The organism is Streptomyces sp. NPDC001407, assembly GCF_042895325.1.
Classification (GTDB): domain Bacteria; phylum Actinomycetota; class Actinomycetes; order Streptomycetales; family Streptomycetaceae; genus Streptomyces.
The window spans coordinates 1-21,234 of sequence record NZ_JBIAWF010000008.1; the positions used below are offsets into that span (position 1 = coordinate 1).

18 protein-coding genes are annotated in these 21,234 nt (G+C 71.5%); 10 read left to right on the forward strand and 8 right to left on the reverse strand.

The features are described 5' to 3' along the window. The first annotated feature begins 421 nt into the window (after window positions 1-421). The 3 genes from ACFY1P_RS13515 to ACFY1P_RS13525 are packed head-to-tail and all read left to right on the forward strand — an operon-like array spanning window position 422 to window position 3,462. Window positions 422-1,678, forward strand: a complete 1,257-nt coding sequence (locus tag ACFY1P_RS13515) for a sugar ABC transporter substrate-binding protein (protein WP_361535422.1) — start codon at window positions 422-424, stop codon at window positions 1,676-1,678. Further along, complete coding sequence (locus tag ACFY1P_RS13520) at window positions 1,679-2,620, forward strand: sugar ABC transporter permease (protein ID WP_361535416.1); 942 nt, start codon at window positions 1,679-1,681, stop codon at window positions 2,618-2,620. Then, on the forward strand, window positions 2,617-3,462 hold the full coding sequence (locus ACFY1P_RS13525) for a carbohydrate ABC transporter permease (protein ID WP_361535419.1): 846 nt from the start codon (window positions 2,617-2,619) through the stop codon (window positions 3,460-3,462). Before ACFY1P_RS13520 ends, ACFY1P_RS13525 begins: the two co-directional genes overlap by 4 nt. Before the next feature lie 38 nt (window positions 3,463-3,500). Here the strand turns inward: ACFY1P_RS13525 and ACFY1P_RS13530 are convergent, their stop codons facing one another. The 3 genes from ACFY1P_RS13530 to dusB form a co-directional block, all read right to left on the reverse strand. Continuing rightward, window positions 3,501-4,550: a helix-turn-helix domain-containing protein gene (locus ACFY1P_RS13530; RefSeq protein WP_361534026.1), complete on the reverse strand. Its 1,050-nt coding sequence runs from the start codon at window positions 4,548-4,550 to the stop codon at window positions 3,501-3,503. 707 nt (window positions 4,551-5,257) lie between these two features. Continuing rightward, window positions 5,258-7,987: a pyruvate, phosphate dikinase gene (gene ppdK, locus ACFY1P_RS13535; protein ID WP_390750689.1), complete on the reverse strand. Its 2,730-nt coding sequence runs from the start codon at window positions 7,985-7,987 to the stop codon at window positions 5,258-5,260. 441 nt (window positions 7,988-8,428) lie between these two features. Beyond that, window positions 8,429-9,571: a tRNA dihydrouridine synthase DusB gene (gene dusB, locus ACFY1P_RS13540; protein ID WP_390750690.1), complete on the reverse strand. Its 1,143-nt coding sequence runs from the start codon at window positions 9,569-9,571 to the stop codon at window positions 8,429-8,431. A gap of 83 nt (window positions 9,572-9,654) precedes the next feature. Here dusB and ACFY1P_RS13545 point away from each other — a divergent pair, with 83 nt between their 5' ends. After that, window positions 9,655-11,088 carry an MFS transporter gene (locus tag ACFY1P_RS13545; protein WP_361534017.1) on the forward strand — a complete coding sequence of 478 codons (1,434 nt, stop codon included), beginning with the start codon at window positions 9,655-9,657 and terminating at the stop codon, window positions 11,086-11,088. A gap of 7 nt (window positions 11,089-11,095) precedes the next feature. After that, on the forward strand, window positions 11,096-11,527 hold the full coding sequence (locus tag ACFY1P_RS13550; RefSeq protein WP_390750691.1) for a MarR family winged helix-turn-helix transcriptional regulator: 432 nt from the start codon (window positions 11,096-11,098) through the stop codon (window positions 11,525-11,527). A gap of 357 nt (window positions 11,528-11,884) precedes the next feature. Here ACFY1P_RS13550 and ACFY1P_RS13555 read toward each other — a convergent pair whose 3' ends face one another. Next, window positions 11,885-12,769 carry a helix-turn-helix transcriptional regulator gene (locus ACFY1P_RS13555; protein ID WP_390750791.1) on the reverse strand — a complete coding sequence of 295 codons (885 nt, stop codon included), beginning with the start codon at window positions 12,767-12,769 and terminating at the stop codon, window positions 11,885-11,887. A 110-nt stretch (window positions 12,770-12,879) separates the two neighbouring features. Here ACFY1P_RS13555 and ACFY1P_RS13560 point away from each other — a divergent pair, with 110 nt between their 5' ends. The 3 genes from ACFY1P_RS13560 to ACFY1P_RS13570 all read left to right on the forward strand — a co-directional run bounded on the left by ACFY1P_RS13560 (window position 12,880) and on the right by ACFY1P_RS13570 (window position 16,155). Continuing rightward, window positions 12,880-14,322, forward strand: coding sequence for an MFS transporter (locus ACFY1P_RS13560; RefSeq protein ID WP_361527266.1), 1,443 nt, complete (start codon window positions 12,880-12,882; stop codon window positions 14,320-14,322). Between the two features lie 172 nt (window positions 14,323-14,494). Then, entirely contained in the window at window positions 14,495-15,499 is a 1,005-nt protein-coding gene (locus ACFY1P_RS13565) for an aldo/keto reductase (protein ID WP_390750692.1), read from the forward strand. Window positions 15,500-15,564: 65 nt separating this feature from the next. Then, entirely contained in the window at window positions 15,565-16,155 is a 591-nt protein-coding gene (locus ACFY1P_RS13570) for a TetR family transcriptional regulator (RefSeq protein ID WP_390750693.1), read from the forward strand. A 9-nt stretch (window positions 16,156-16,164) separates the two neighbouring features. Here ACFY1P_RS13570 and ACFY1P_RS13575 read toward each other — a convergent pair whose 3' ends face one another. After that, entirely contained in the window at window positions 16,165-16,482 is a 318-nt protein-coding gene (locus ACFY1P_RS13575; RefSeq protein ID WP_361527272.1) for a DUF6415 family natural product biosynthesis protein, read from the reverse strand. Window positions 16,483-16,667: 185 nt separating this feature from the next. Here ACFY1P_RS13575 and ACFY1P_RS13580 point away from each other — a divergent pair, with 185 nt between their 5' ends. Then, window positions 16,668-17,945, forward strand: a complete 1,278-nt coding sequence (locus ACFY1P_RS13580) for a transcriptional regulator (RefSeq protein WP_361527274.1) — start codon at window positions 16,668-16,670, stop codon at window positions 17,943-17,945. Here the strand turns inward: ACFY1P_RS13580 and ACFY1P_RS13585 are convergent. From ACFY1P_RS13585 to ACFY1P_RS13595, 3 genes are read right to left on the reverse strand one after another with little or no spacing between them, the layout of a single operon-like run. Continuing rightward, window positions 17,926-18,588 (reverse strand): HAD family hydrolase, encoded by a 663-nt coding sequence (locus tag ACFY1P_RS13585; protein WP_390750694.1) that lies wholly within the window; start codon window positions 18,586-18,588, stop codon window positions 17,926-17,928. The genes ACFY1P_RS13580 and ACFY1P_RS13585 overlap by 20 nt on opposite strands. Window positions 18,589-18,622: 34 nt before the next feature. Then, complete coding sequence (locus tag ACFY1P_RS13590; protein ID WP_361527278.1) at window positions 18,623-19,267, reverse strand: response regulator transcription factor; 645 nt, start codon at window positions 19,265-19,267, stop codon at window positions 18,623-18,625. Next, complete coding sequence (locus ACFY1P_RS13595; RefSeq protein WP_390750695.1) at window positions 19,255-20,514, reverse strand: histidine kinase; 1,260 nt, start codon at window positions 20,512-20,514, stop codon at window positions 19,255-19,257. Before ACFY1P_RS13595 ends, ACFY1P_RS13590 begins: the two co-directional genes overlap by 13 nt. Before the next feature lie 188 nt (window positions 20,515-20,702). Between ACFY1P_RS13595 and ACFY1P_RS13600 the strand changes: the two genes are divergently transcribed. Continuing rightward, on the forward strand, window positions 20,703-21,194 hold the full coding sequence (locus tag ACFY1P_RS13600) for a hypothetical protein (RefSeq protein ID WP_361527282.1): 492 nt from the start codon (window positions 20,703-20,705) through the stop codon (window positions 21,192-21,194). Window positions 21,195-21,234: the final 40 nt, after the last annotated feature.

Below are 21,234 nucleotides of genomic sequence, written 5' to 3' on the forward strand. Positions count from 1 at the left end.
GCCCGTTGGGGGCACCTCTGGGGGCACCCCCGGACGGAGTCTGGGGGAGGTAGCTGGGGGAGTTTGAGGACAGCGCGCGAAGCGTGCTTCGGGGGCCTGGGGGCTTGCCCCCAGTTTCGGGAAGGGGCGGGGTAGGGGAAGAAAGCGCCGCAGGCGCCGACCGGCCCGCAGTCGGGGGTCTGGGGCAGCGCCCCCCACGCGGCGAAGCCGCACATCAGACGCAGCCGGGAAAGGGCGGGGGAGGGGAAAAAGCCCGCCGCAGGCGCACACCGGTCCGCGGCCGGGGGCTGGGGCGCATGCCCCAGTGCGGGATGGGGCGGGCCCCCAGGACGCCGCCACGCGGCGGTAATAGACCTGTCGTAATCCCCCGCCATCGTTGATCGTTGATGTGACCGACGACACCGGCGAGGGGACGATTCAGATGGCGATCAGCCGCAGACGGCTCCTGACAAGCGGCGGAGCCCTCGCGCTAGCGGGAGGGCTCGCCGCGTGCGGTTCCAACACCGGCCGCGGCGGCGGCGGTTCGAAGGCCGCCCTGACACAGTGGTACCACCAGTACGGCGAGCCCGGCACGGAGCCGGCCGTGCGGCGGTACGCGGCGGCGTACAAGGACGCCGACGTACGGATCCAGTGGCGGCCCGGCGCCTACGACCAGCAGATCGCGGCCGCGCTGCTGACCGACTCGGGGCCCGACGTGTTCGAGGTGGACGGGCCGACGCTGGACCAGATCCGCGGCGGCCAGGTCGCCGACCTCAGCGATCTGGTCAAGGACGTCCGCGGCGACTTCCCGCCCGCGATCCTCGCGCCCAAGACCTACGACGGCCGGGTGTGGGCCGTCCCGCAGGTCGTCGACACCCAGTTGCTCTACTACCGCAAGAGCCTGCTGGAGAAGGCGGGGGTGAAGCCGCCGGCGACCCTGGACGAGCTGGTCGACGCGGCGAAGCGGCTCACGGACTCGCGCACCAAGGGGCTCTTCCTCGGCAACGACGGCGGCGCGGGCGCGCTGGGCGGCACGCCGCTGCACGCCGCGGGCCTGACCCTGGTCACCGACGACGGCAAGCCCGGTTTCGACGACCCGGCCGCCGCCCGCGCCCTCGGCAAGCTGCACCGGATGTACGCCGACAAGTCGCTGCTGCTGGGCGCGCCCGCGGACTGGTCCGACCCGTCCGCGCTGGTGCAGGGGCTCACCGCGATGCAGTGGTCCGGACTGTGGGCGCTGCCCGCGGTGCGCAAGGCGCTGGGGGACGACTTCGGGGTGCTGCCGTTCCCCGCGGACGGCCCCTCGGGCAAGCCGGCCGTGCCGGTCGGCGCGTACGGCTCGGCGGTGAGCACCCGCAGCGGACGGCGGGACGCGGCCAAGGCGTATGTGAAGTGGCTGTGGATCGACCGCACCGATTTCCAGGAGGACTTCGCGCTTTCCTACGGATTTCACATACCGGCCCGTCTGTCGCTCGCCGCGAAGGCGGACCGGCTGAAAGAAGGCGCGGCGGCCGAAGCGGTGCGGTTCACTGCGGATCACGGCTATGCGCAGCCTCTGCTGTGGACGGTCGCGAGCAAGACCGCCTATCAGGACGCCCTCAGCCGCGTCATCAAGGACGGCGCCGATCCCGAGCGCGAGTTGCGCGGGGTCGTGCGTACGACGGAGGACGAACTCCGGCGCGTACGGAAGAAGTCCTGAATGGCGGCCCCGGGCACGACCCGTCGGCGTTCCACCCCACGCGAACGGAATCAGACCATCTGGTTCTGGATTTTCGTCGGTCCGTTCGCGCTGGGCCTCGCGCTCTTCACCTATGTGCCGCTCGGCTGGAGCGTCTGGCTGAGCTTCTTCGACGCCCACAACACCGTCTCCCCGACGCACTTCGTCGGCCTCGGCAACTACACGGCGGTGCTGGGTGAACCCGCTTTCCGCTCCGCCCTGGTGACCTTCACGGTCTTCACCGCCTTCATCGTCCCGGCCACCTATGCCCTCTCGCTCGGCCTGGCGCTCGCGGTGGGCCGGCTGCGCTTCGCGCGCGCATTCTTCCGGTCGGTTTTCTTTCTGCCGACCGCGTGCTCGTACGTCGTCGCCGCCCTGGTCTGGAAGCTGTCGATCTTCAACGGGGTGCGGTTCGGGCTGGCCAACACCGTCCTCGGCTGGTTCGGCGCCGACCAGGTCGCCTGGCTGTCGACCACCGACCCGCCGTGGTACTGGCTGGTGCTGGTCACCGTGCGGCTCTGGCTCCAGACGGGCTTCTACATGGTGCTCTTCCTGGCGGGGCTCCAGCGCATCCCGCCGCAGCTGTACGAGGCCGCGGCCGTCGACGGCGCCCGGCCCGGCTGGCAGACCTTCCGCCACATCACCTTCCCGGCGCTGCGCGCCACGTCGGTCGCGGTGGTGCTCCTGCTCGTCATCAACGCCTTCCAGGCGTTCGACGAGTTCTACAACCTCCTGTCGGACGCCCGCGGTTACCCGCCCTACGCCCGGCCGCCCCTGGTCTACCTCTACTACACGGCACTCGGCCAGGGGCAGAATCTCGGCCTGGGCAGCGCGGGGGCCGTGGTCCTGGCGCTGATCATCGCGGTGGTGACGGTGGCGCAGGCACGCTGGTTCGGCCTGGGCAGACGGGAGGCGGACGCGTGAGGCGGACGGACGACGGTCTCGTACGGGCCGGGCGGGCGCTGCGGCTGGTGCTGCTGATCGCGCTGGCCGCGCTGTTCCTGATCCCCTTCTACCTCCTGCTGCGGAACGGGCTGGCCACCGAGTCGGACATCACCGCGCCCGGCTGGACGTTCTTCCCGCGCGAGCTGCACTGGTCCAACCTGCGGGAGCTGTTCGACGACCCGAACGTGCCGATGGCGCACGCGCTGCTGAACTCCACGCTGATCGCGGTGGCGACGACGGTGGGCACCCTGCTGCTCGCCTCCCTGGCCGGCTACGGCCTGGCCCGGATCCCCTACCGCCACGCGAACGCGGTCTTCTACGCGGTCCTGGGCACCCTCATGGTCCCGGCGGCGGTCACTTTCGTGCCGTCCTTCGTGCTGGTCTCCTCGCTCGGGTGGATCTCCACGCTGCGCGGGCTGATCGTGCCGACGCTGTTCAGCGCCTTCGCCTGCTTCGTCTTCCGCCAGTTCTTCCTGGGCTTCCCCCGGGAGCTGGAGGACGCGGCGCAGGTGGACGGGCTGGGCCCGTGGCGTACGTACTGGCGGGTCGTCGTGCCCAATTCGCGCCCGGTGTTCGCGGCGGTGGGCACGATCGTCTTCATCGGCGCCTGGAACGCGTTCCTGTGGCCGCTGGTCATCGGCCAGGACCGCGACGCGTGGACGGTGCAGGTCGCCCTGTCGACCTTCACCACGGCGCAGACGGTCAACATCCACGAACTGTTCGTCGCCGCGGCCGTGTCGATCCTGCCGCTGCTGGTGGTCTTCCTGGTGCTCCAGCGCTACATCGTGGCGGGGGTGGAGCGTTCGGGGATCGACGGGTGAGACGACCGGCGCCACCGCTCCGGCTGGGGGTCCGGGGGTCATCCCCCGGGAGACTGCAGCATCGTGGCGGGGGTGGAGCGTTCGGGGATCGACGGCTGAGGGCGGCGGGCCGGCTGGGGGGCGCGGTGGCCGCCGCGCAGCAGCGCCGCGCCCAGCGGCGTCAGGGTGTGCATCACGGCGCTGCCGTTGCGCAGGGTCAGCACCAGGCCCGCTTCCCGCAGCACACCGGCGTGCTGGCTGGCGGAGGCCGCCGACACACCGACGCGGCGGGCGAGTTCACTGGTGGTGCAGCCGCCGCCGATCGAGCCGAGCACGGCCGAGCGGGTGTGCCCGACGAGCTTGCCCAGCGACCGCGGCGGCGCGTCCACGGGCGGCGAGGACTCCGCCATGTGCCGGACGGGGTAGACGAGCACGGGCGTGAGATCGGGGTTCTGATAGGTGACCGGCGTCCGGCGGCAGAAGAACGAGGGAACCAGCAGCAGGCCCCGCCCGTTGAGATGGACGTCGCGGTCCACCGGATAGTCGGCCTCCAGCACGGGGGCCCGCCAGCGCATCATCGGCGGCAGCGAGGAGAGCAGCGCGTCCGCGCCGCCGTCCAGCAGGGCCCGGCCGCGCACCGCGCGGTCCCCCTCTATCTGGGCCTGTATGTGGCTCCAGTAGGGGGCGACGGCCGCCTCGTGGTAGGCGTGCAGCGCGCCCGTCAGCTTGGCGAAGGCCCGGGAGTCGCCCTCCGCCATGGATCGTATCCAAGCGGGGAGCGTGCGGACGGTGGAGAGCCGGCCCAGCTCCCGGTGCACCCGGTCGGGCGGCGTCTCGCGCAGCGCCTGCATGCCCGAGTCCAGTCCGAGTACGCCTTCCGGGGGCGTCAGGAAGTCCGGAAAATAGCCGCGGGAGGGAACCAGCGGGGCGAGAAGCCGAGTTTCACCATTCAACCGGGCCCGGGTTTCCGACCGCCAATCGCCGAAGATCGACTCGCCTTGTTTGTCCCGGAGACGGTGCAGACTCAAAACGGTTTCCCAGAGTGCGTCCGGGTCTCCGGCCAGGCGCAACCGGGCCAGATCGAGTCCAGTGAAATGGACGCGTAGCACCAAACCCCCACATGAGACATCCGCAACCACCCCCCGCTCACTGAGTATGCACACCGATACGAGCTGTTACCACGTCCTTTTGGCCACAGTTGAAAGGACTCGCGGGGAACGTCGCGGAAGCGAAATGCTATTCACGCACTCGGGGCCGCCCCCGCTCGTTCCCGTGGGGGGTGGCGAGCGAAAAAGCGGCCGCTGAGTATGCGAGTTGCCGCCCGAGCCGATGCGGGCGGCAACAACTCCCGGTGGGGGAGTAAAGAGGGGCGGCGCTCCCGCACGGGCGCCGCCCCTCCGCCACGTCGCCGTCCGGCGCGGGCCCGGGTCCCCGTGGTGCGGTGCGCGTTACGTGCGGGTTACACCTTGGGGGCTTCGCCCCGAACCTCATGCCCGCCTGCGGGCCGGTGGGGGCTGGTCGCGCAGTTCCCCGCGCCCCTTCCCTGCGGGGTGCTCCTCGCTGGTGACGCGGCGACGCCCACGAGCTCGGCAGCACTGTCGTCCGGCGACTGCGGGCCGTCCTCGGCTGGTCGCGCAGTTCCCCGCGCCCCTGACGGGGCGCGGCCCGTAGCCCCCTGACGGTCCGCGAAATCCAGCCCGTCCGGCGATTGAGGACACCGCGCGGTGCGCGGTCAGGGGTCTGGGGCGGAGCCCCGGTTTCGGGAAGGGGCGGGTAGGGGAAAAGACCAGCCCGCCCCCGTGGCCAACGGCCCGCGTCAGCGACTGTCGCTGCCCGTGCTGATCGCCGCCGCCCGGCCCGCCTCCAAGCGCGCCACCGGGATGCGGAACGGCGAGCAGGAGACGTAGTCCAGGCCCACCTCGTGGAAGAAGTGCACCGACTCCGGGTCGCCGCCGTGCTCGCCGCAGACGCCCAGCTTGAGGTCCGGACGCGTGCGGCGCCCCGCCTCGGCCGCCGCGCGGACGAGCGAGCCGACGCCGTCCTTGTCGATGGTCTCGAAGGGGCTGACGCCGAAGATGCCCTTCTCCAGGTAGGCGGTGAAGAAGCTCGCCTCCACGTCGTCACGGGAGAAGCCCCACACCGTCTGGGTGAGGTCGTTCGTGCCGAAGGAGAAGAACTCGGCGGCCTCGGCGATCTGATCGGCCGTCAGCGCGGCGCGCGGCAGCTCGATCATCGTGCCGATGGTGAGCCGGAGCTCGGTGCCGGTGGCGGCCTCGACCTCGGCGATGACCCGGTCGGCCTCGTCGCGGACGATCTCCAGCTCCTGGACCGTACCCACCAGCGGGATCATGATCTCGGCGCGCGGGTCGCCCTTGGCGTTGCTGCGCTCGGCGGCGGCCTCGGCGATGGCCCGTACCTGCATCGCGAACAGGCCGGGGATGACCAGGCCGAGCCGGACGCCGCGCAGGCCCAGCATCGGGTTCTGCTCGTGGAGCTTGTGCACGGCCTGGAGCAGGCGCAGCTCGTTCTCGTGCGCCTCCTGGCGGGCCTCGGCGAGGGCGACGCGCACCGACAGCTCGGTGATGTCGGGCAGGAACTCGTGCAGCGGCGGGTCGAGCAGGCGGACGGTGACGGGCAGCCCGTCCATGGCCTCGAAGAGCTCGACGAAGTCGGCCTTCTGGAGCGGCAGCAGGGCGCCGAGTGCCTCGTTCCGCTCGTCCTCGTGGTCGGCCAGGATCAGGCGCTCGACGAGCTCGCGCCGCTCGCCGAGGAACATGTGCTCGGTGCGACACAGGCCGATGCCCTGGGCGCCGAAGCGGCGGGCGCGGGCGGCGTCCTCGGCGTTGTCGGCGTTGGCCCGTACGCGCAGCCGGCGCATGCGGTCGGCGTAGGCCATCATCCGGTGGACGGCCTGGACCAGCTCGTCGGCGTCGTCGGCGCCCGCGTGCATGCGGCCCTCGAAGTATTCGACGACCGGGGAGGGCACGACGGGCACCTCGCCGAGGTAGACCTTGCCGCTGGAGCCGTCGATGGAGACGACGTCGCCCTCCTCGATGACGACGTTGCCCCTGCCCTCCGGGCCCTTGGCGGTCATCCGGCGCCGCTTGGTGTCGACCTCCAGCTCCTCGGCGCCGCAGACACAGGTCTTGCCCATGCCGCGGGCGACGACGGCGGCGTGCGAGGTCTTGCCGCCGCGCGAGGTGAGGATGCCCTCGGCGGCGATCATGCCGTTGAGGTCGTCGGGGTTGGTCTCGCGGCGGATCAGGATGACCTTCTCGCCGGACCGGGACCACTTCACGGCGGTGTAGGAGTCGAAGACGGCCTTGCCGACCGCGGCGCCCGGGGAGGCGGCGATGCCGCGGCCCAGGAGGTCCACCTTCGCCTTCTCGTCGAAGCGGGGGAACATCAGCTGCGCCAGCTGGGCGCCCGTCACGCGCTGGAGCGCCTCGGCCTCGTCGATCAGGCCCTGGTCCACGAGCTGGGTCGCGATGCGGAAGGCGGCACCCGCGGTGCGCTTGCCGATCCGGGTCTGGAGCATCCAGAGCTTGCCGCGCTCGATGGTGAACTCGATGTCGCACAGGTCCTTGTAGTGCGTCTCGAGCGTCTCCATGATCTGCATCAGCTGGTCGTACGACGCCTTGTCGATGCGCTCCAGGTCGGCCAGCGGCACGGTGTTGCGGATGCCGGCGACGACGTCCTCGCCCTGCGCGTTCTGGAGGTAGTCGCCGTAGACGCCCTGGTGGCCGCTGGCGGGGTCGCGGGTGAAGGCGACGCCGGTGCCGGAGTCGGGGCCGAGGTTGCCGAAGACCATGGAGCAGATGTTGACGGCGGTGCCCAGGTCGCCGGGGATGCGCTCCTGGCGGCGGTAGAGCTTGGCGCGGTCACCGTTCCACGAGTCGAAGACCGCCCTTATGGCGAGGTCCATCTGCTCGCGCGGCTCCTGCGGGAAGTCGCGGCCGGTCTCCTTGGAGACGATGCCCTTGAACTCCTCCACGAGCCGCTGGAGGTCGGCGGCGTCGAGGTCGACGTCGGTGGTGACGCCCTTGGCCCGCTTGGTCTCCTCCAGCGCCTCCTCGAAGAGGTCGCCGTCGACGCCGAGCACGGTCTTGCCGAACATCTGGATGAGGCGGCGGTAGGAGTCCCACGCGAACCGCTCGTCGCCGGCCTGGGCGGCGAGCCCGGTGACCGAGGCGTCGGAGAGGCCGATGTTGAGGACGGTGTCCATCATGCCGGGCATCGAGAACTTCGCGCCGGAGCGGACGGACACCAGCAGCGGGTCGTCGGCCTGGCCGAGCTTCTTGCCCATCTTCGCCTCGAGGGCCTCCAGGTGGGCGGAGACCTCGTCACGCAGTGCCGTGGGCTCGCTGCCGCTGGCGAGGTAGACCTTGCACGCCTCGGTGGTGATGGTGAAGCCGGGCGGTACGGGCAGGCCCAGGTTCGTCATCTCGGCGAGGTTGGCGCCCTTCCCGCCGAGCAGGTCCTTGAGGTCCTTGTTGCCCTCGGTGAAGTCGTAGACGAACTTCTGGCGATCTTGGGTTTCCGGCACGGGACTCGACTCCTCACTGGGGTCCCCCCGTACACAGGTGAGGGGAAGGCTGCTCAAACGATGCTGACGGCGGGGAGCGTACCCAGATCGAAGGCTTCTCGGGAGGTCCACTCCACGGTCATGAGGCCGCAACCACCCGTCTGCCAGTAGATCGAAAGTCAAGGCTCGGGAAAGGGGCCGAAACCCGCTCGTTCAACACTTGAAGCAAGGATGACAAGCCGAATCCGCAAGGTCACGCAGCGTCGATGGATCAAGAGGTGAGTCATCAAGTAATGAACGCAAGAAGGGTGGCACCCAGTGCCACCCTTCAGAAAGGTACCTACCCTTTTAGCCGCTCATATGAGCGCAACCCCGATCAGGGGTGGCGAGAATCACGCCACGACCTGACTGAATCCGGGCCCTTTTCCGGCGCCTTCCGGCGCCGGCGAGGAGCAGTCCCGCTCAGCCGCCCGACGTGTCCAGCTCCGCGTCCGCGCCGACGACGGCGCAGTCGTACGGGTCGTCCAGCCACCCGTCGGGCAGGACCACCCGGTTGCGCCCGGACGTGCGGCCACGCGGGCCGTCCGCGCCCAGGGGCCAGGCCTGGTCGCCGTCGACCTCGCTCAGAAGAGCGGCCAGCTCGTCCAGGGAGGAGGAGACGGCCAGCTTCTTGCGCAGGTCGGAGCCGACCGAGAAGCCCTTGGTGTACCAGGCGACGTGCTTGCGGAAGTCGATGACGCCGCGCTCCTCGCTCTCCAGCCACTCCCCCAGCAGCTCCGCGTGGCGCACCATGACGCGGGCGACCTCCTTGAAGACCGGCGCCGCGGGTGCGCCGCCGCCCTCGAAGGCGGCCACCAGGTCTCCGAAGAGCCAGGGCCGGCCGAGGCAGCCGCGGCCGACCACGACGCCGTCGCAGCCGGTCTCGCGCATCATCCGCACGGCGTCGTCCGCCGACCAGATGTCGCCGTTGCCGAGCACCGGGATCTCGGGGACGGTCTCCTTCAGCCGCGCGATGGCGTCCCAGTCGGCCGTGCCGCCGTAGTGCTGGGCGGCGGTGCGGCCGTGCAGCGCGATGGCCGTCACACCCTCCTCGACGGCGATCCGGCCGGCGTCGAGGTAGGTCATGTGGTCGTCGTCGATGCCCTTGCGCATCTTCATCGTGACGGGCAGGGAACCGGCGTTGCCGACGGCCTCCCGCAGGATCGAGCGCAGCAGGTTCCGCTTGTACGGCAGCGCGGAGCCGCCGCCCTTGCGGGTGATCTTGGGGACCGGGCAGCCGAAGTTGAGGTCGACGTGGTCGGCGAGGTCCTCGTCCACGATCATGCGGACGGCCTTGCCGACGGTGTCCGGGTCCACGCCGTAGAGCTGGATGGAGCGCGGCTTCTCGGTGCCGTCGAAGTGGATCAGGCGCATGGTCTTGGCGTCCCGCTCGACCAGGGCCCGGGTGGTGATCATCTCGCTGACGAAGAGCCCCTTGCCGCCGGAGAACTCGCGGCACAGCGTGCGGAAGGGCGCGTTGGTGATCCCCGCCATGGGGGCGAGCACCACGGGCGGCCACACGGTGTGCGGGCCGATCTGGAGGGGCGTGGCGGCGTCGTTCGTCATGTCATCCATTGTCGCGTACCCATCCACCCGGTTTAGTTGTAGTCTTTAAATCATTAGACGAATACAACTGTTCGGGGGTCCGCATGCCTGAGTTGTCCCGACGCCGACGGCTGCTCGTCCTGGCGATCTGCTGTACGAGCCTGCTGATCGTCAGCCTCGACAACACGATCCTCAACGTCGCGCTGCCGTCGATGCAGAAGGATCTGCACGCCTCCGTCCCCGGTCTCCAGTGGACGATCGACGCCTACACCCTCGTGCTGGCCTCGCTGCTGATGCTGGGCGGCTCGACCGCCGACCGGATCGGGCGCAGACGGATATTCCAGACCGGCCTCGCGCTCTTCACCGCCGGATCCGTGCTCTGCAGCCTCGCGCCCGGGCTCGGCTGGCTGGTCGCCTTCCGGATGGTCCAGGCCGTCGGCGGCTCGATGCTCAACCCGGTCGCGATGTCGATCATCACCAACACCTTCACCGACCCCAGGGAGCGGGCCCGCGCGATCGGCGTGTGGGGCGGTGTCGTCGGCATCAGCATGGCCGCCGGGCCCATCGTCGGCGGCGCGCTCGTCGAGTCCGTCGGCTGGCGCTCGATCTTCTGGATCAACCTGCCGGTCGGGCTGCTCGCGCTGGTGATGACCGCGCGCTTCGTCCCCGAGTCCCGCGCCCCGAAGCCCCGCAGGCCCGACCCCGTCGGCCAGTTGCTGGTGATCGCGCTGCTCGGCTCCGTGACCTACGGGATCATCGAGGGCAGCGCCGCGGGCTGGACCTCGCCGCTGATCCTGGGCTGCTTCGCGATCGCCCTCGGCGCGCTCGCCGGGCTGCTGACGTACGAGAAGCGGCGCCACGAACCCCTCATCGAGCTGGGCTTCTTCCGCAGCGTCCCGTTCAGCGGGGCCACCGCGATCGGCGTGAGCGCCTTCGCCGCGCTCGGCGGGTTCCTCTTCCTCAACACCCTCTACCTCCAGAACGAGCGCGGCCTCTCCGCCCTGCACGCCGGGCTCTTCATGCTGCCGATGGCCGCCATGACACTGGTCTGCGCCCCGCTCTCGGGCCGCCTGGTCGGCGTGCGCGGCCCCCGGCTGCCGCTGGTTCTCGGCGGTACGGCGATGACGGCCAGCGGCCTGATGTTCGCCGCCTTCGACGCGCGGTCGGCCGACGCGGCGCTGTTCACCGCGTACGTCCTCTTCGGCATCGGCTTCGGCCTGGTCAACGCCCCCATCACCAACACCGCGGTCTCCGGCATGCCGCGCTCGCGCGCCGGGGTGGCCGCCGCGATCGTCTCGACCAGCCGGCAGGTCGGCCAGTCGCTCGGCGTCGCCGTGATCGGCGCGGCGGTCGCCGCCGGGCTCCAGCTGACGGGCTGGTGGATCATCGCCGGATGCGGACTCGCCGTCCTGCTGCTGGGTACGATCACCACCGGCCGCCGGGCCCGCCGCACCGCCGAGCGCGCCGCCATCCGCCTCGGCGCGGACGGCACCCACCCGGCCACCGACTCGCTCCCCACGAGATCAGGATCCCGGTGACGACACCATGACCACGCACGAGAACACCACGCGCACCGCGGAGCGCGCCTGGGGGAACCTCCGGGAGGTCGTCCTGGGCGGCAACGAGCGGCGCAAGGAGGTCGTCGAGGCGCTCGGCATGAGCTTCTTCCGCATCAAGGCACTGCGGCGCATCGCCCAGGGCCCGATGACCCTCCGCGAGCTGGCCGATCAGCTCCTGACCGACCGGCCGTACACGACGCTCGTCGTGGACGACCTGGAGAAGCGGGGCCTTGTCGAGCGGACGCCGAATCCGGCGGACCGGCGGTCGAAGATCGTCTCCGTGACCCCGTCGGGACGCTCTGCGGCGGACCGGGCGAACCGCATTCTGGGCTCGCCGCCGGCGGCACTGCTCGCACTGCCGCCGGAGGATCTTGCCGTCCTGGACCGGATCGCGTCCCGGCTTGCAGCCGGGGGCTGACGGCGCCTGCGGCGGGCTTGTTCCCCAGCCCCGCCCCTTCCCGGCTGCATCTGATGTGCGGCTCCGCCGCGTGGGGGGCGCTGCCCCAGACTCCTGGCTGCGGGTCGGTTGGCGCCTGCGGCGGGCGGCCTCAAACGCCGGCCGGGCTGAGTTGTGGTGGGTGCCGGGGGTGGGCGCACACGGGCCCGCACAAGACATCGGACCCGCACCCAAAAACCGCCCCCGCACCCAGCGGAAAGCGCACCCACCACAACCCAAGCCCGGCCGGCGATTGAGGCCACGCCCGAAGGGCGTCCCGCCGCAGGCGCAACGGATCCGCGCCCGACAACGGCGAACCCCCGCACCGAACAACAAGCCCTACGCGTAAACCTCCCGCAACCGCTCCAACCGCCCCCGGGACTCCTCATCCGCCGGCGTATAAGTGAGAAGCTTCGAGCCCCCGTTCGGCCCCAGCCAGAGCGCCGTGTAGTCGAGGCGCAGCAGCCCCACCCGGGACTGCCGGAACGACTTCGTGCGGGAGGCGAAGCGGACCACCTCGTGGCGTTCCCAGATCTCGCGGAACTCCGCCGAGCCCTCCTGGAGCCGTCGCAGGAGGCACTTCCAGGCGGGATCGGCGAGGTGTTCGGCCATCGACGCGCGGAACTTGGCGGCCATGATGCGGACCGCCTCCTCGCGGTCGACGAGGCTGGCGCACCAGTCGGGGTTCATGAAGGCGAGCCACATGCAGTTGCGCTCCTCCCGGGGGAGGGCGTCGAGGTCGCACATCAGGTGCCCGTAGGGGCGGTTGTAGGCGAGGATGTCGTACCGCGCGTTCTGGACGCACGCGGGGAACGGCTCCAGCTGATCGAGCATCAGGCGCAGCGCGGACGGCACCCCGGCGCACTCCGCGCCGGGCAGCGGATCGACGGCGCCCGCGAGAGCGAAGAGGTGGCCGCGCTCGCCCCGGTCGAGCATGAGCGCGCCGGCGATGGCGTCGAGCACCTGCGCGGAGACCTTGATGTCGCGGGCCTGCTCCAGCCACGTGTACCAGGTGACGCCGACGGCGGCGAGGTGGGCGACCTCCTCGCGGCGCAGGCCGGGGGTGCGGCGGCGGGGGCCGCGCGGGAGGCCCGCCTGTTCGGGGGTGATGCGCTCGCGCCGGCTGCGCAGGAAGGCGGCGAGTTCACCACGCCGTACGTCATCCGCGGAGTCCGCCGAAGCGGTCGGGGCAGTCGGCGCGGCCACTCGTCGTTCGTGCACCATCGTGGTCATGCCTCCAGGATGCCGCACCCGTAAGCCGGTTGGCAGGTAGTGCTTGTACCAGGATAAGAAGACTCTGGTACCCGTCTGAGCGATTCGGCATCGTCTCCGGTGTGAGCGAAACCCGGATATCCCCGATTGCCCCGGCGGCCGTCGCCGTCACCCCTGAACCGAGCCCTGCCCTCAGTCCTCTGGGACTCTTCACCGTGCTCGTCGGCGCGGCCCTGCCGATGGTCGACTTCTTCATCGTCAACGTCGCCCTCCCCACCATCGACCGCGATCTGCACGCGGGCCCGGCACTGCTGGAAATGGTCGTGGGCGGCTACGGCGTCGCGTACGCCGTCCTGCTCGTGCTCGGCGGCCGGCTGGGTGACATGGTCGGCCGGCGGCGGCTGTTCCTGTGGGGTACGGCCGCCTTCGGCGTGACGTCCGTGGCCTGTGGGCTCGCCCCGGACGCGTGGACGCTGGTCGCCGCCCGGGTGGCGCAGGGCGCCGCGTCCGCGCTGATGCTGCCTCAGGTGCTCGCGACGATCCAGGCCACGACGCACGGCAAGCACCGCGCCAGGGCGCTGAGCCTGTACGGCGGTACGGCCGGGGTCGCCAGCGCGGTCGGCCAGGTGCTCGGCGGCGTGCTGGTGTCCTTCGACGTCGCGGGCACCGGCTGGCGCTCGATCTTCCTGGTGAACGCGCCGGTCGCGGTGGCCGCGCTGCTGCTGGCGGTGCGTACGGTGCCGGAGACGCGTTCGGAGCACCCGACGCGGGTGGACGGGCGCGGCACGGCGCTGCTGTCGCTGACGCTGGTGTCGCTGCTGCTGCCGCTGACGGAGGGCCGGGCGGCGGGCTGGCCGGTGTGGTCGTGGGTGCTGCTGGCCGTCTTCCCGGTGGCCGCGGTGATGTTCGTGGTGGTGGAGCGGCGCGAGGAAGCGGCCGGGCGGACGCCGCTGGTGCCGCCGTCGCTGCTGCGGATCCGCTCGGTGCGCGGCGGGCTGGCGCTGCTGGTGCCCTTCTCGCTCGGCTGGGGCGGCTACATGTTCGTCATCGCGGTGGCCCTCCAGGAGGGGCTGCGGCTGGGCCCGCTGGCGGCGGGGCTGGCGCTGCTGCCGCTGTGCGTGACGTTCTTCGCCGGTTCGCTGCTCGGGCCGCGGCTGGCCGCGCGGTACGGCGGCCGGGTGATCACCGCCGGGACGCTGATCCAGGCCGTCGGCGTGCTGTCGGTGGCCGCGACCTTCTACTGGGGCTGGGACGGTCTGGGCGCGTGGGGCCCGGGGCCCGCGCTGGCCGTGCAGGGGCTGGGGCAGGGGCTGCTGCTCCCGCTGACGCTGCGGGTCGTGCTGAGCGAGGTGCCGGTGGCGCAGGCGGGGGTCGGCGGCGGGGTGATGGTGACCACGCAGCAGTCGTTCATGGCGCTCGGGGTGGCCACGCTGGGGTCGCTCTTCCTCTCACTGGCCCCGTCGGCCGGGATGCGGGACGCGCTGGCGGTGACCTTGGCCGTGCAATTGGTGGCAGTGGCCGTGTCGGTCCTGCTGAGCCTGCGGCTGCCGCGCACGATGGCCTGAAATCGCCCCCAGGGCGCCGTGCGGGCCCTGAGACGAGGGGCGAGAACACACATGGACTGACAGATATTGAAATCTGTCAGTCCATGTGTCACTCTTCTGGTGTGCCCCTCGCCGGGCGGCCCCCTCCCGGGCCGCCGCGAGGAGGCCCCCAGTCCCCCTCGAAGGAGTCCCCGTGCAGCACCGCACCCTCGGCACCACCGGCCCCCAGGTATCCGCTCTCGGCCTCGGCGCGATGGGCATGTCCGCCCTCTACGGCGACGCCGACCGCGCCGAGTCGATCGCCACGATCCACGCCGCCCTCGACGCAGGCGTCACGCTGATCGACACCGGCGACTTCTACGGCATGGGCCACAACGAACTGCTCATCAACGAGGCGCTGCGCACCGCCCCCGCGGGCACCCGCGAACGGGCCCTCACCAGCGTCAAGTTCGGCGCCCTGCGCACCGTCGAGGGCGGCTTCACCGGAGTCGACGGCAGCCCCAACGCCGTGAAGAACTTCGCCGCCTACTCGCTCCAGCGCCTCGGCACCGACCACATCGACATCTACCGCCTCGCCCGCCTCGACCCGAACGTGCCCATCGAGGAGACCGTCGGCGCCATCGCGGAGCTCGTCGAGGCCGGGCACGTCCGGCACATCGGCCTCTCCGAGGTGAACTCCGAGACCATCCGCCGGGCCGCCGCCGTCGCCCCGATCGCCGACCTCCAGATCGAGTACTCCCTGATCTCGCGCGGCATCGAGCACGACATCCTGCCCACCCTCCGCGAGCTGGGCATCGGCCTCACCGCGTACGGCGTGCTCTCGCGCGGTCTGATCAGCGGCCACTTCACCCGCGACCGGCAGCTCGCCGCGAACGACTTCCGCGGCAGGAGCCCGCGCTTCCAGGGCGAGAACCTCCAGCACAACCTGGATCTCGTCGACGCCCTCCGCGAGGTCGCCGAGTCCAAGGGCGCGACCGTCGCCCAGACCGCCATCGCCTGGGTCCTCTCGCGCGGCGAGGACATCGTCCCCCTGGTCGGCGCCCGCCGCCGCGACCGCCTCACCGAGGCGCTCGGCGCGCTCGACGTCCAGCTGGGGGAGGCCGACCTCGCCGCCATCGAGCGGGCCGTCCCGGCCGGCGCAGCGGCCGGCGACCGCTACCCCACGGACCAGATGGCCCATCTCGACAGCGAGAAGTGAGCGGGTACGGTCACTACGGGGGCTCCCCCGCGCCCCCGCCCCTCACCGAAAGGCCGTACGCCCTGATGCCGCCCGAGACCCTGACCCCCGCCCGCATCCTCGAGACCACCGAGGAAGTGCTGCGCCGCTACGGCCCGGCCAAGGCCACCGTCGTCGACGTGGCGCGGGCCCTGGGGGTCAGTCACGGCAGCGTCTACCGCCACTTCGGCAGCAAGGCCGCCCTCCGCGAGGCGGTCACCCAGCGCTGGCTCGACCAGTCGCACACCGCGCTCTCCGCCTTCGCCGACGCGGAGGGCCCCGCCGAACCGCGGCTGCGGCAGTGGCTCACCGGCCTCTTCACGGCCAAGCGCCACAAGGCGGGCGACGACCCGGAGCTCTTCGCCACCTACATGGTCCTCGTGGGCGAGAACAGCGCCGTCGTCGACCGCCACATCGAGACGATGATCGAGCAGCTGGCCCGCATCATCGCCGACGGCACGACGACCGGCGAGTTCACCACGCTCGACCCCACCCCCACGGCCCGCGCCGTCTGGGACGCGACGAACCGCTTCCACGACCCGGCGTACGCGCAGGAATGGTCCCGCCCGGAGATCGACGCGGCATTCGAGGCGGTCTGCGACCTGGTGGTACGGGGGTTGCGGCCGGCAGGCGCCTGACCGGCGCGCTCACCCGCTGTGGACGAGGAGCGCCCGGCAGACGTGGGCCAGGCTGTCCACGTGCTCGGCGGCGGACCGCAGCCCGGCGCCGGGCCCGTCGAGGAGTACGGCGCGAGCGCGGACGAGCGTGAACCGGCACAGGGCCCACTCCTTGCTCCCGGGACGCATACCGGCGCTCCGCGCGTCGACGACGGGCAGCAGGGCGTGGATGTGCCGGCGGAGGCTCACCTCCAGCTCTTTGAGCTCGGTGTGCGTCGGCAGTACGGGAGTTGTGAGAGCCCGCTCGATGGTGTGCTTGATCTGGTCGGCGTCGATGAGGTCGGGCATGGGGTTCCTCGCCGTTCGGTTGATGGTCAGCCTTAGGGGGAGCCTTCCGCGCGGGACAGTCCGATTCGAGGACTCTTGGAGGACGTCTCAGGGACTTCCACAGGACCCGGATAGACCCGAGTGGGTGACCCCTTCAGGGCCTGCCGGAACGTACCGTGGGGACGACGGCTGCGACTGGAGGGTCCGTGTCACGAGCTCCCGGGAACGTTCGGCTGAAGTCGGCGCGGGTGGCTGCCGGTTTCGCGTCGCAGCAGGCGCTGGCAGACGCCATAGGTAAAGCCGCGCGCAAGCTGGGGATGCGAGGTGTGTCGGCGGGTGCACGCCAGGTGCGGCGCTGGGAATCGGCCGCGCCGCCCTGGCCTCACCCCGACGTCGGCCGCGTCCTCGTGCATCTGCTCGGTCAGCCCTTGGAGGAGCTGGGCTTCACTCCCCCGTGGGGGCAAACCGAAGCTCGGCCACCGGGCGTCAGGAGCCTCAGTTCCGCCAACGGCGCGTTGGCTACGACTGGTTTGTCCTCCGTGCCGTCCCGGACCACGTCCTGTCTCCAACCCGCCAGCGTCGGAGAGGATTTCGCCAACGTGACCCGGGCGCACCGGCGCCTGTACTGGTCGGTGGCCCCGACGACCTTGCACCCCGCGGTACTCGGCCACGCCCGTCTGGGGTGCGCACTTCTCTCGGAGACGGCTGACGGATGCCGTGCCGTGGTCGCGGCTGCCCTCGCGGAGAGCTACCTCCTCGCAGGCCGCATCGAGTTCTTCGACCTGCGGCAACCGGACCAGGCGAGCGAAACGCTGTTACGCGCGCTGCAAGCAGCCGGTGAAGCAGGAGATTCGCTCCTGGGCAGCGCCGTCCTCGCGCATACGGCGTTCATTCCGGGCTGGGCCGGGCACAGAGACGACGCGGTCGAGCGCCTGGTGGCCGCTCGCGCCTACGCCCGCCGAGGCCCGGCGTCAGCGGAGTTCTGGGCCTGGCTGGACGCGGTCGAGGCGGAGTGCGAGACACGGTGCGGCAATCTGCGCACAGCCCTTCACCTGGTCAGGCATGGCGAAGATGTGATGACGGACGGATCCGAGCACCCGTCACCGCCATGGATGGACTGGTTCGACGAAACACGCCTCGCCGCGTTCAAGGGCAACACCCAGCTCAAGGCAGGGCACCTGCCGCAGGCCAGGGAGACGCTGCTGGGGGCACTCGACAAGTTGCCCGCCGAATCGGCCAAGCAGCGCACGGTGATCCTCGGCGACCTCGCAGCGGTCGAGGCGGCCGCAGGCGACCCGGAAAAGGCGTGCGCGTACGCGTGCCGAGCCCTCGACCAGCTCGGCACAACCTGGTACGCGACAGGCATGGACCGAGTGCGGGAAGTACGCCGGTCGCTCGCGGCCTGGCAGCACGAGCCATGTGTGCGAGGTCTCGACGACCGGCTCTACTCCTGGGGAACGACCGTCAGCGCGCTTCGGCGTTGAACTTCGCGATGCGTTCCGCGAGTTCCGTCAGGCTCTCGACCCGGAACGTGGGAACGCTCCGCGCCTCCGGCTCCTGCCACTGGATCGTCGCCCACGGGCCGCGCCGGACGAGCGCCGTAGGCATGTGCGCGGAGGCCGCGGGCCTGATGTCGTTGTCGAGGCGGTCGCCGACGTACAGGATCTCTTCCGGCCGGAACGGCACGGCTTCGGCGACCCGGACGAAGAACTCCGGGTCCGGCTTGGACGCCCCCCAGTCGTCGCTGGTCCCGATGAGGTCCACGTCGCCGCTGAACAGCTCACGGAGCAGGCCGCCGGCCCGTACGGTCTGGTTTCCGGCGATGCCCAGCCACAGGCCCGCTTCCCGGAGCTCCCTCAACGCGGGCCGCACATCCGGGTACAGATCGTCCTCGCCGAACCATTCGGGCTGCCCGGCCGCCGCGCGCGCCGCGCGTTGCTCGGCGAGGTCGAAGCCCGGCCGGAAGGCTTGGAAGGTCTCGCGGTAGTCGCGCCCTTGCGCGATCACCGCACCGAACATCGCGGCGAAGGTGTGCCGAGGCACGCCCAGCCAGTCGGCCCAGGTTCCGTACTCGCGGGTCTCGTCCACGAGGCACTCGCCGACATCGAACACCACTGCGCGAATCATGACGGAAGACTAGGGCACCCAAAGGCCCCCTCCCCTACCCCACCCCCAAGAACCGCAGCACCGCCAGCACCCGCCGGTGATCCGCGTCCGCACGCGGCAGGTCCAGTTTCGCCAGGATCGAGTTGATGTGCTTCGCGACAGCGGACTCGCTCACCACCAGTGCCTCCGCGATTCCCGCGTTGGAGCGGCCGGAAGCCATCAGTTCCAGGACCTCGCGTTCGCGGGGGGTCAGGCGGTCCAAGGGGTCGCTGTGGCGGCGCAGCAGAAGCTGGGAGACCACCTGCGGGTCGAGCGCCGTGCCGCCGCCCGCGACGCGGCGCAACGCGTCGATGAACTCCTCGACGTCGGCGACGCGTTCCTTCAGCAGATAGCCCACACCTCGCGTGTCACCGGACAGCAGATCCGCCGCGTACCGCTCCTCCACGTACTGCGAGAGCAGCAGCACCGCCGTGTCCGGCCACTGCCGGCGGATGACGAGGGCCGCGCGTACGCCCTCGTCCGTGAAGCCGGGCGGCATGCGGACGTCGAGGACGACGAGGCCGGGGCGGTGCTCCTCGACCGCCGCCAACACCGCTTCCGCGTCGCCCACTTCCGCGACCACGTCGAATCCGGCCGTCTCCAGGACCCGGACCAGGCCGATCCTGAGCAGGACGGAATCCTCGGCGATCACGGCGCGCACGGCAGCTCCACAGTAACGACGGTCGGGCCCCCCGTGGGGCTGCTGATCGAGAACGTGCCGTCGACCGACGCGACGCGCTTGGCCAGACCGGCCAGCCCGGTGCCACCGGAAGAGTCCGCTCCGCCCACGCCGTCGTCGGAGACGACCACGAGCAGTATCCCCCCGAACCGTTCGACGGTGACATCGGCCCGGGACGCCTGCGCGTGCTTGACGACGTTGGCGAGGGCCTCGGAGACCACGAAGTAGGCGACGGCCTCGATGGTCGGGGCGGGCCGCGAGGCGAGGTCGACGTGCAGGTGTACGGGCAGGGGCGCGCGCTCGGCGATGCCGGAGAGGGCGGCGTCGAGGCCGCGGTCCTCCAGGACGGCGGGGTGCAGGCCGCGCACGAGGTCGGACAGTTCGGTGATCGCCTCCTTGGCCTCGCGGTGCGCCTCCTCGATGACCTTGCGGGCGTCCTCGGGGAGGTCCTTCATGGTGGCCTTGGCGAGGCCGAGGTTGACGGCGAGGGAGACGAGGCGCTGCTGGGCGCCGTCGTGCAGGTCGCGCTCGATGCGGCGGCGTTCGGCGTCCGCGGCGTCGACGACGCCCGCGCGGCTCTCGGTGACCTCGGCGACGCGGATCCGCAGGAGTTCCTCGCGGCTGGGGCCGAGGCGGGTCAGCGCGGCGCGGGTGTCGAGCCGGGCGAGGGCGCGGGAGAGCCAGGCCGCGCCGTAGAGCCCGGCGATCCCGGCGGCCGTGACGTACGCCGCCTGCGTGGTGATGCCGAAGTGCTCGACGCGCACCTCCACCGGCAGGACCCACATCCAGACGTAGACGGTGGCGGCCGCCGCGGCCGCCGCCCACCCCAGCAGGGTGAGCGTGCCGCCGAGCGCGATCAGCGGGCCGGTGAAGAGGTGGTACTGCACCTGCCGCCACGCGGCCGGCGAGCGCAGCCACCGCTTGGCGCGCTCCGCCCGGGTGGCGCCCTCCACCCCGACCGGCCGGGGGATGTCCACGCCGAGCCGGCCGCGGAAGCGCGCGCCCTGGATCACGGTCAGCACGGGCGAGGCGAGGGCGAGCACGGCGAGCGGGGCGAGGACGGCGGCCAGTACGGCGAAGATCTCCGTCGGCCCGCCGGGCAGCCACGGCACCGCCACGACGAGCAGGGCACAGACCTGCACGAGAGCACCGGCGGCCAGGAAGGCGGCAGCCCGCCCCGCGCCGTCGAAGGGCTTGAGCAGGGTCTGGAGCACGAGGGGAATTCGCATGCCCCAAACGGTAAGGCCGCAGGTCAGGGGCGGACTATGGCACTGCCGTCCGAGTTGGGGGTGAAGCTGGTGCCACCCCCGGACGGGCAGCAGCACGACTGACAGTGAAGGGGCGCGCGGCGGATTCTGGAGGAGCCGAGAACACGACCGGAATCACGGTCGGCATGCCGACAGGGAGCCCCGCCCCGATGAGCGTCCTCGAACTCCCCCGCCGTGCCGAGCCCGTCGCCCAGGACGACCGCACGGGCGCGCTCGCCGAGGTGACCGGGCTCCGCGGCGACCTGCCTCCCAGCGCTCCGCGCCGTCGGCGCGGGCATCTGCTCGGCCACGCCCTGGTGGCGTGCGGACTCGCCCTGCTCCCCTGGCTGTTCGTGCTCGCCACGAGCCTCCCGGCCACGACGACGGCCTCGCGCTGGTCGGCCGCGTGGGTGGGACTGGACGCGCTGGAGGCGCTCGCGCTCATCACCACGGGCCTGCTCGCGGCCCGTCGCGACCGCCGTCACGGGGTGGCGGCGGCCGCGACGGCGGCGCTGCTCGTCATGGACGCATGGTTCGACACGATGACGGCCGCGCCGGGCGCGGACCTCGTGTCGGCGCTGATCATGGCGGTGGCGCTGGAGCTGCCGCTGGCCGTGGTGTGCGGGGCGCTGGCGGTACGGGCCTCCTCGCGCGCTTCTTGAAGCGTGTCGTCGGCGGCGAGGCGGGCCGGTCGACGAGGCG

What these genes read in the sequence shown, in the direction of transcription:
- ACFY1P_RS13515 (WP_361535422.1), top strand. Translation starts at nt 422, where the DNA reads ATGGCGATCAGCCGCAGACGGCTCCTGACAAGCGGCGGAGCCCTCGCG.
- ACFY1P_RS13520 (WP_361535416.1), top strand. Translation starts at nt 1,679, where the DNA reads ATGGCGGCCCCGGGCACGACCCGTCGGCGTTCCACCCCACGCGAACGG.
- dusB (WP_390750690.1), bottom strand. Translation starts at nt 9,571, where the DNA reads ATGACGAACGACGCCGCCACGCCCCTCCAGATCGGCCCGCACACCGTG.
- ACFY1P_RS13545 (WP_361534017.1), top strand. Translation starts at nt 9,655, where the DNA reads ATGCCTGAGTTGTCCCGACGCCGACGGCTGCTCGTCCTGGCGATCTGC.
- ACFY1P_RS13550 (WP_390750691.1), top strand. Translation starts at nt 11,096, where the DNA reads ATGACCACGCACGAGAACACCACGCGCACCGCGGAGCGCGCCTGGGGG.
- ACFY1P_RS13555 (WP_390750791.1), bottom strand. Translation starts at nt 12,769, where the DNA reads ATGGTGCACGAACGACGAGTGGCCGCGCCGACTGCCCCGACCGCTTCG.
- ACFY1P_RS13570 (WP_390750693.1), top strand. Translation starts at nt 15,565, where the DNA reads ATGCCGCCCGAGACCCTGACCCCCGCCCGCATCCTCGAGACCACCGAG.
- ACFY1P_RS13575 (WP_361527272.1), bottom strand. Translation starts at nt 16,482, where the DNA reads ATGCCCGACCTCATCGACGCCGACCAGATCAAGCACACCATCGAGCGG.
- ACFY1P_RS13585 (WP_390750694.1), bottom strand. Translation starts at nt 18,588, where the DNA reads ATGATTCGCGCAGTGGTGTTCGATGTCGGCGAGTGCCTCGTGGACGAG.
- ACFY1P_RS13595 (WP_390750695.1), bottom strand. Translation starts at nt 20,514, where the DNA reads ATGCGAATTCCCCTCGTGCTCCAGACCCTGCTCAAGCCCTTCGACGGC.
- ACFY1P_RS13600 (WP_361527282.1), top strand. Translation starts at nt 20,703, where the DNA reads ATGAGCGTCCTCGAACTCCCCCGCCGTGCCGAGCCCGTCGCCCAGGAC.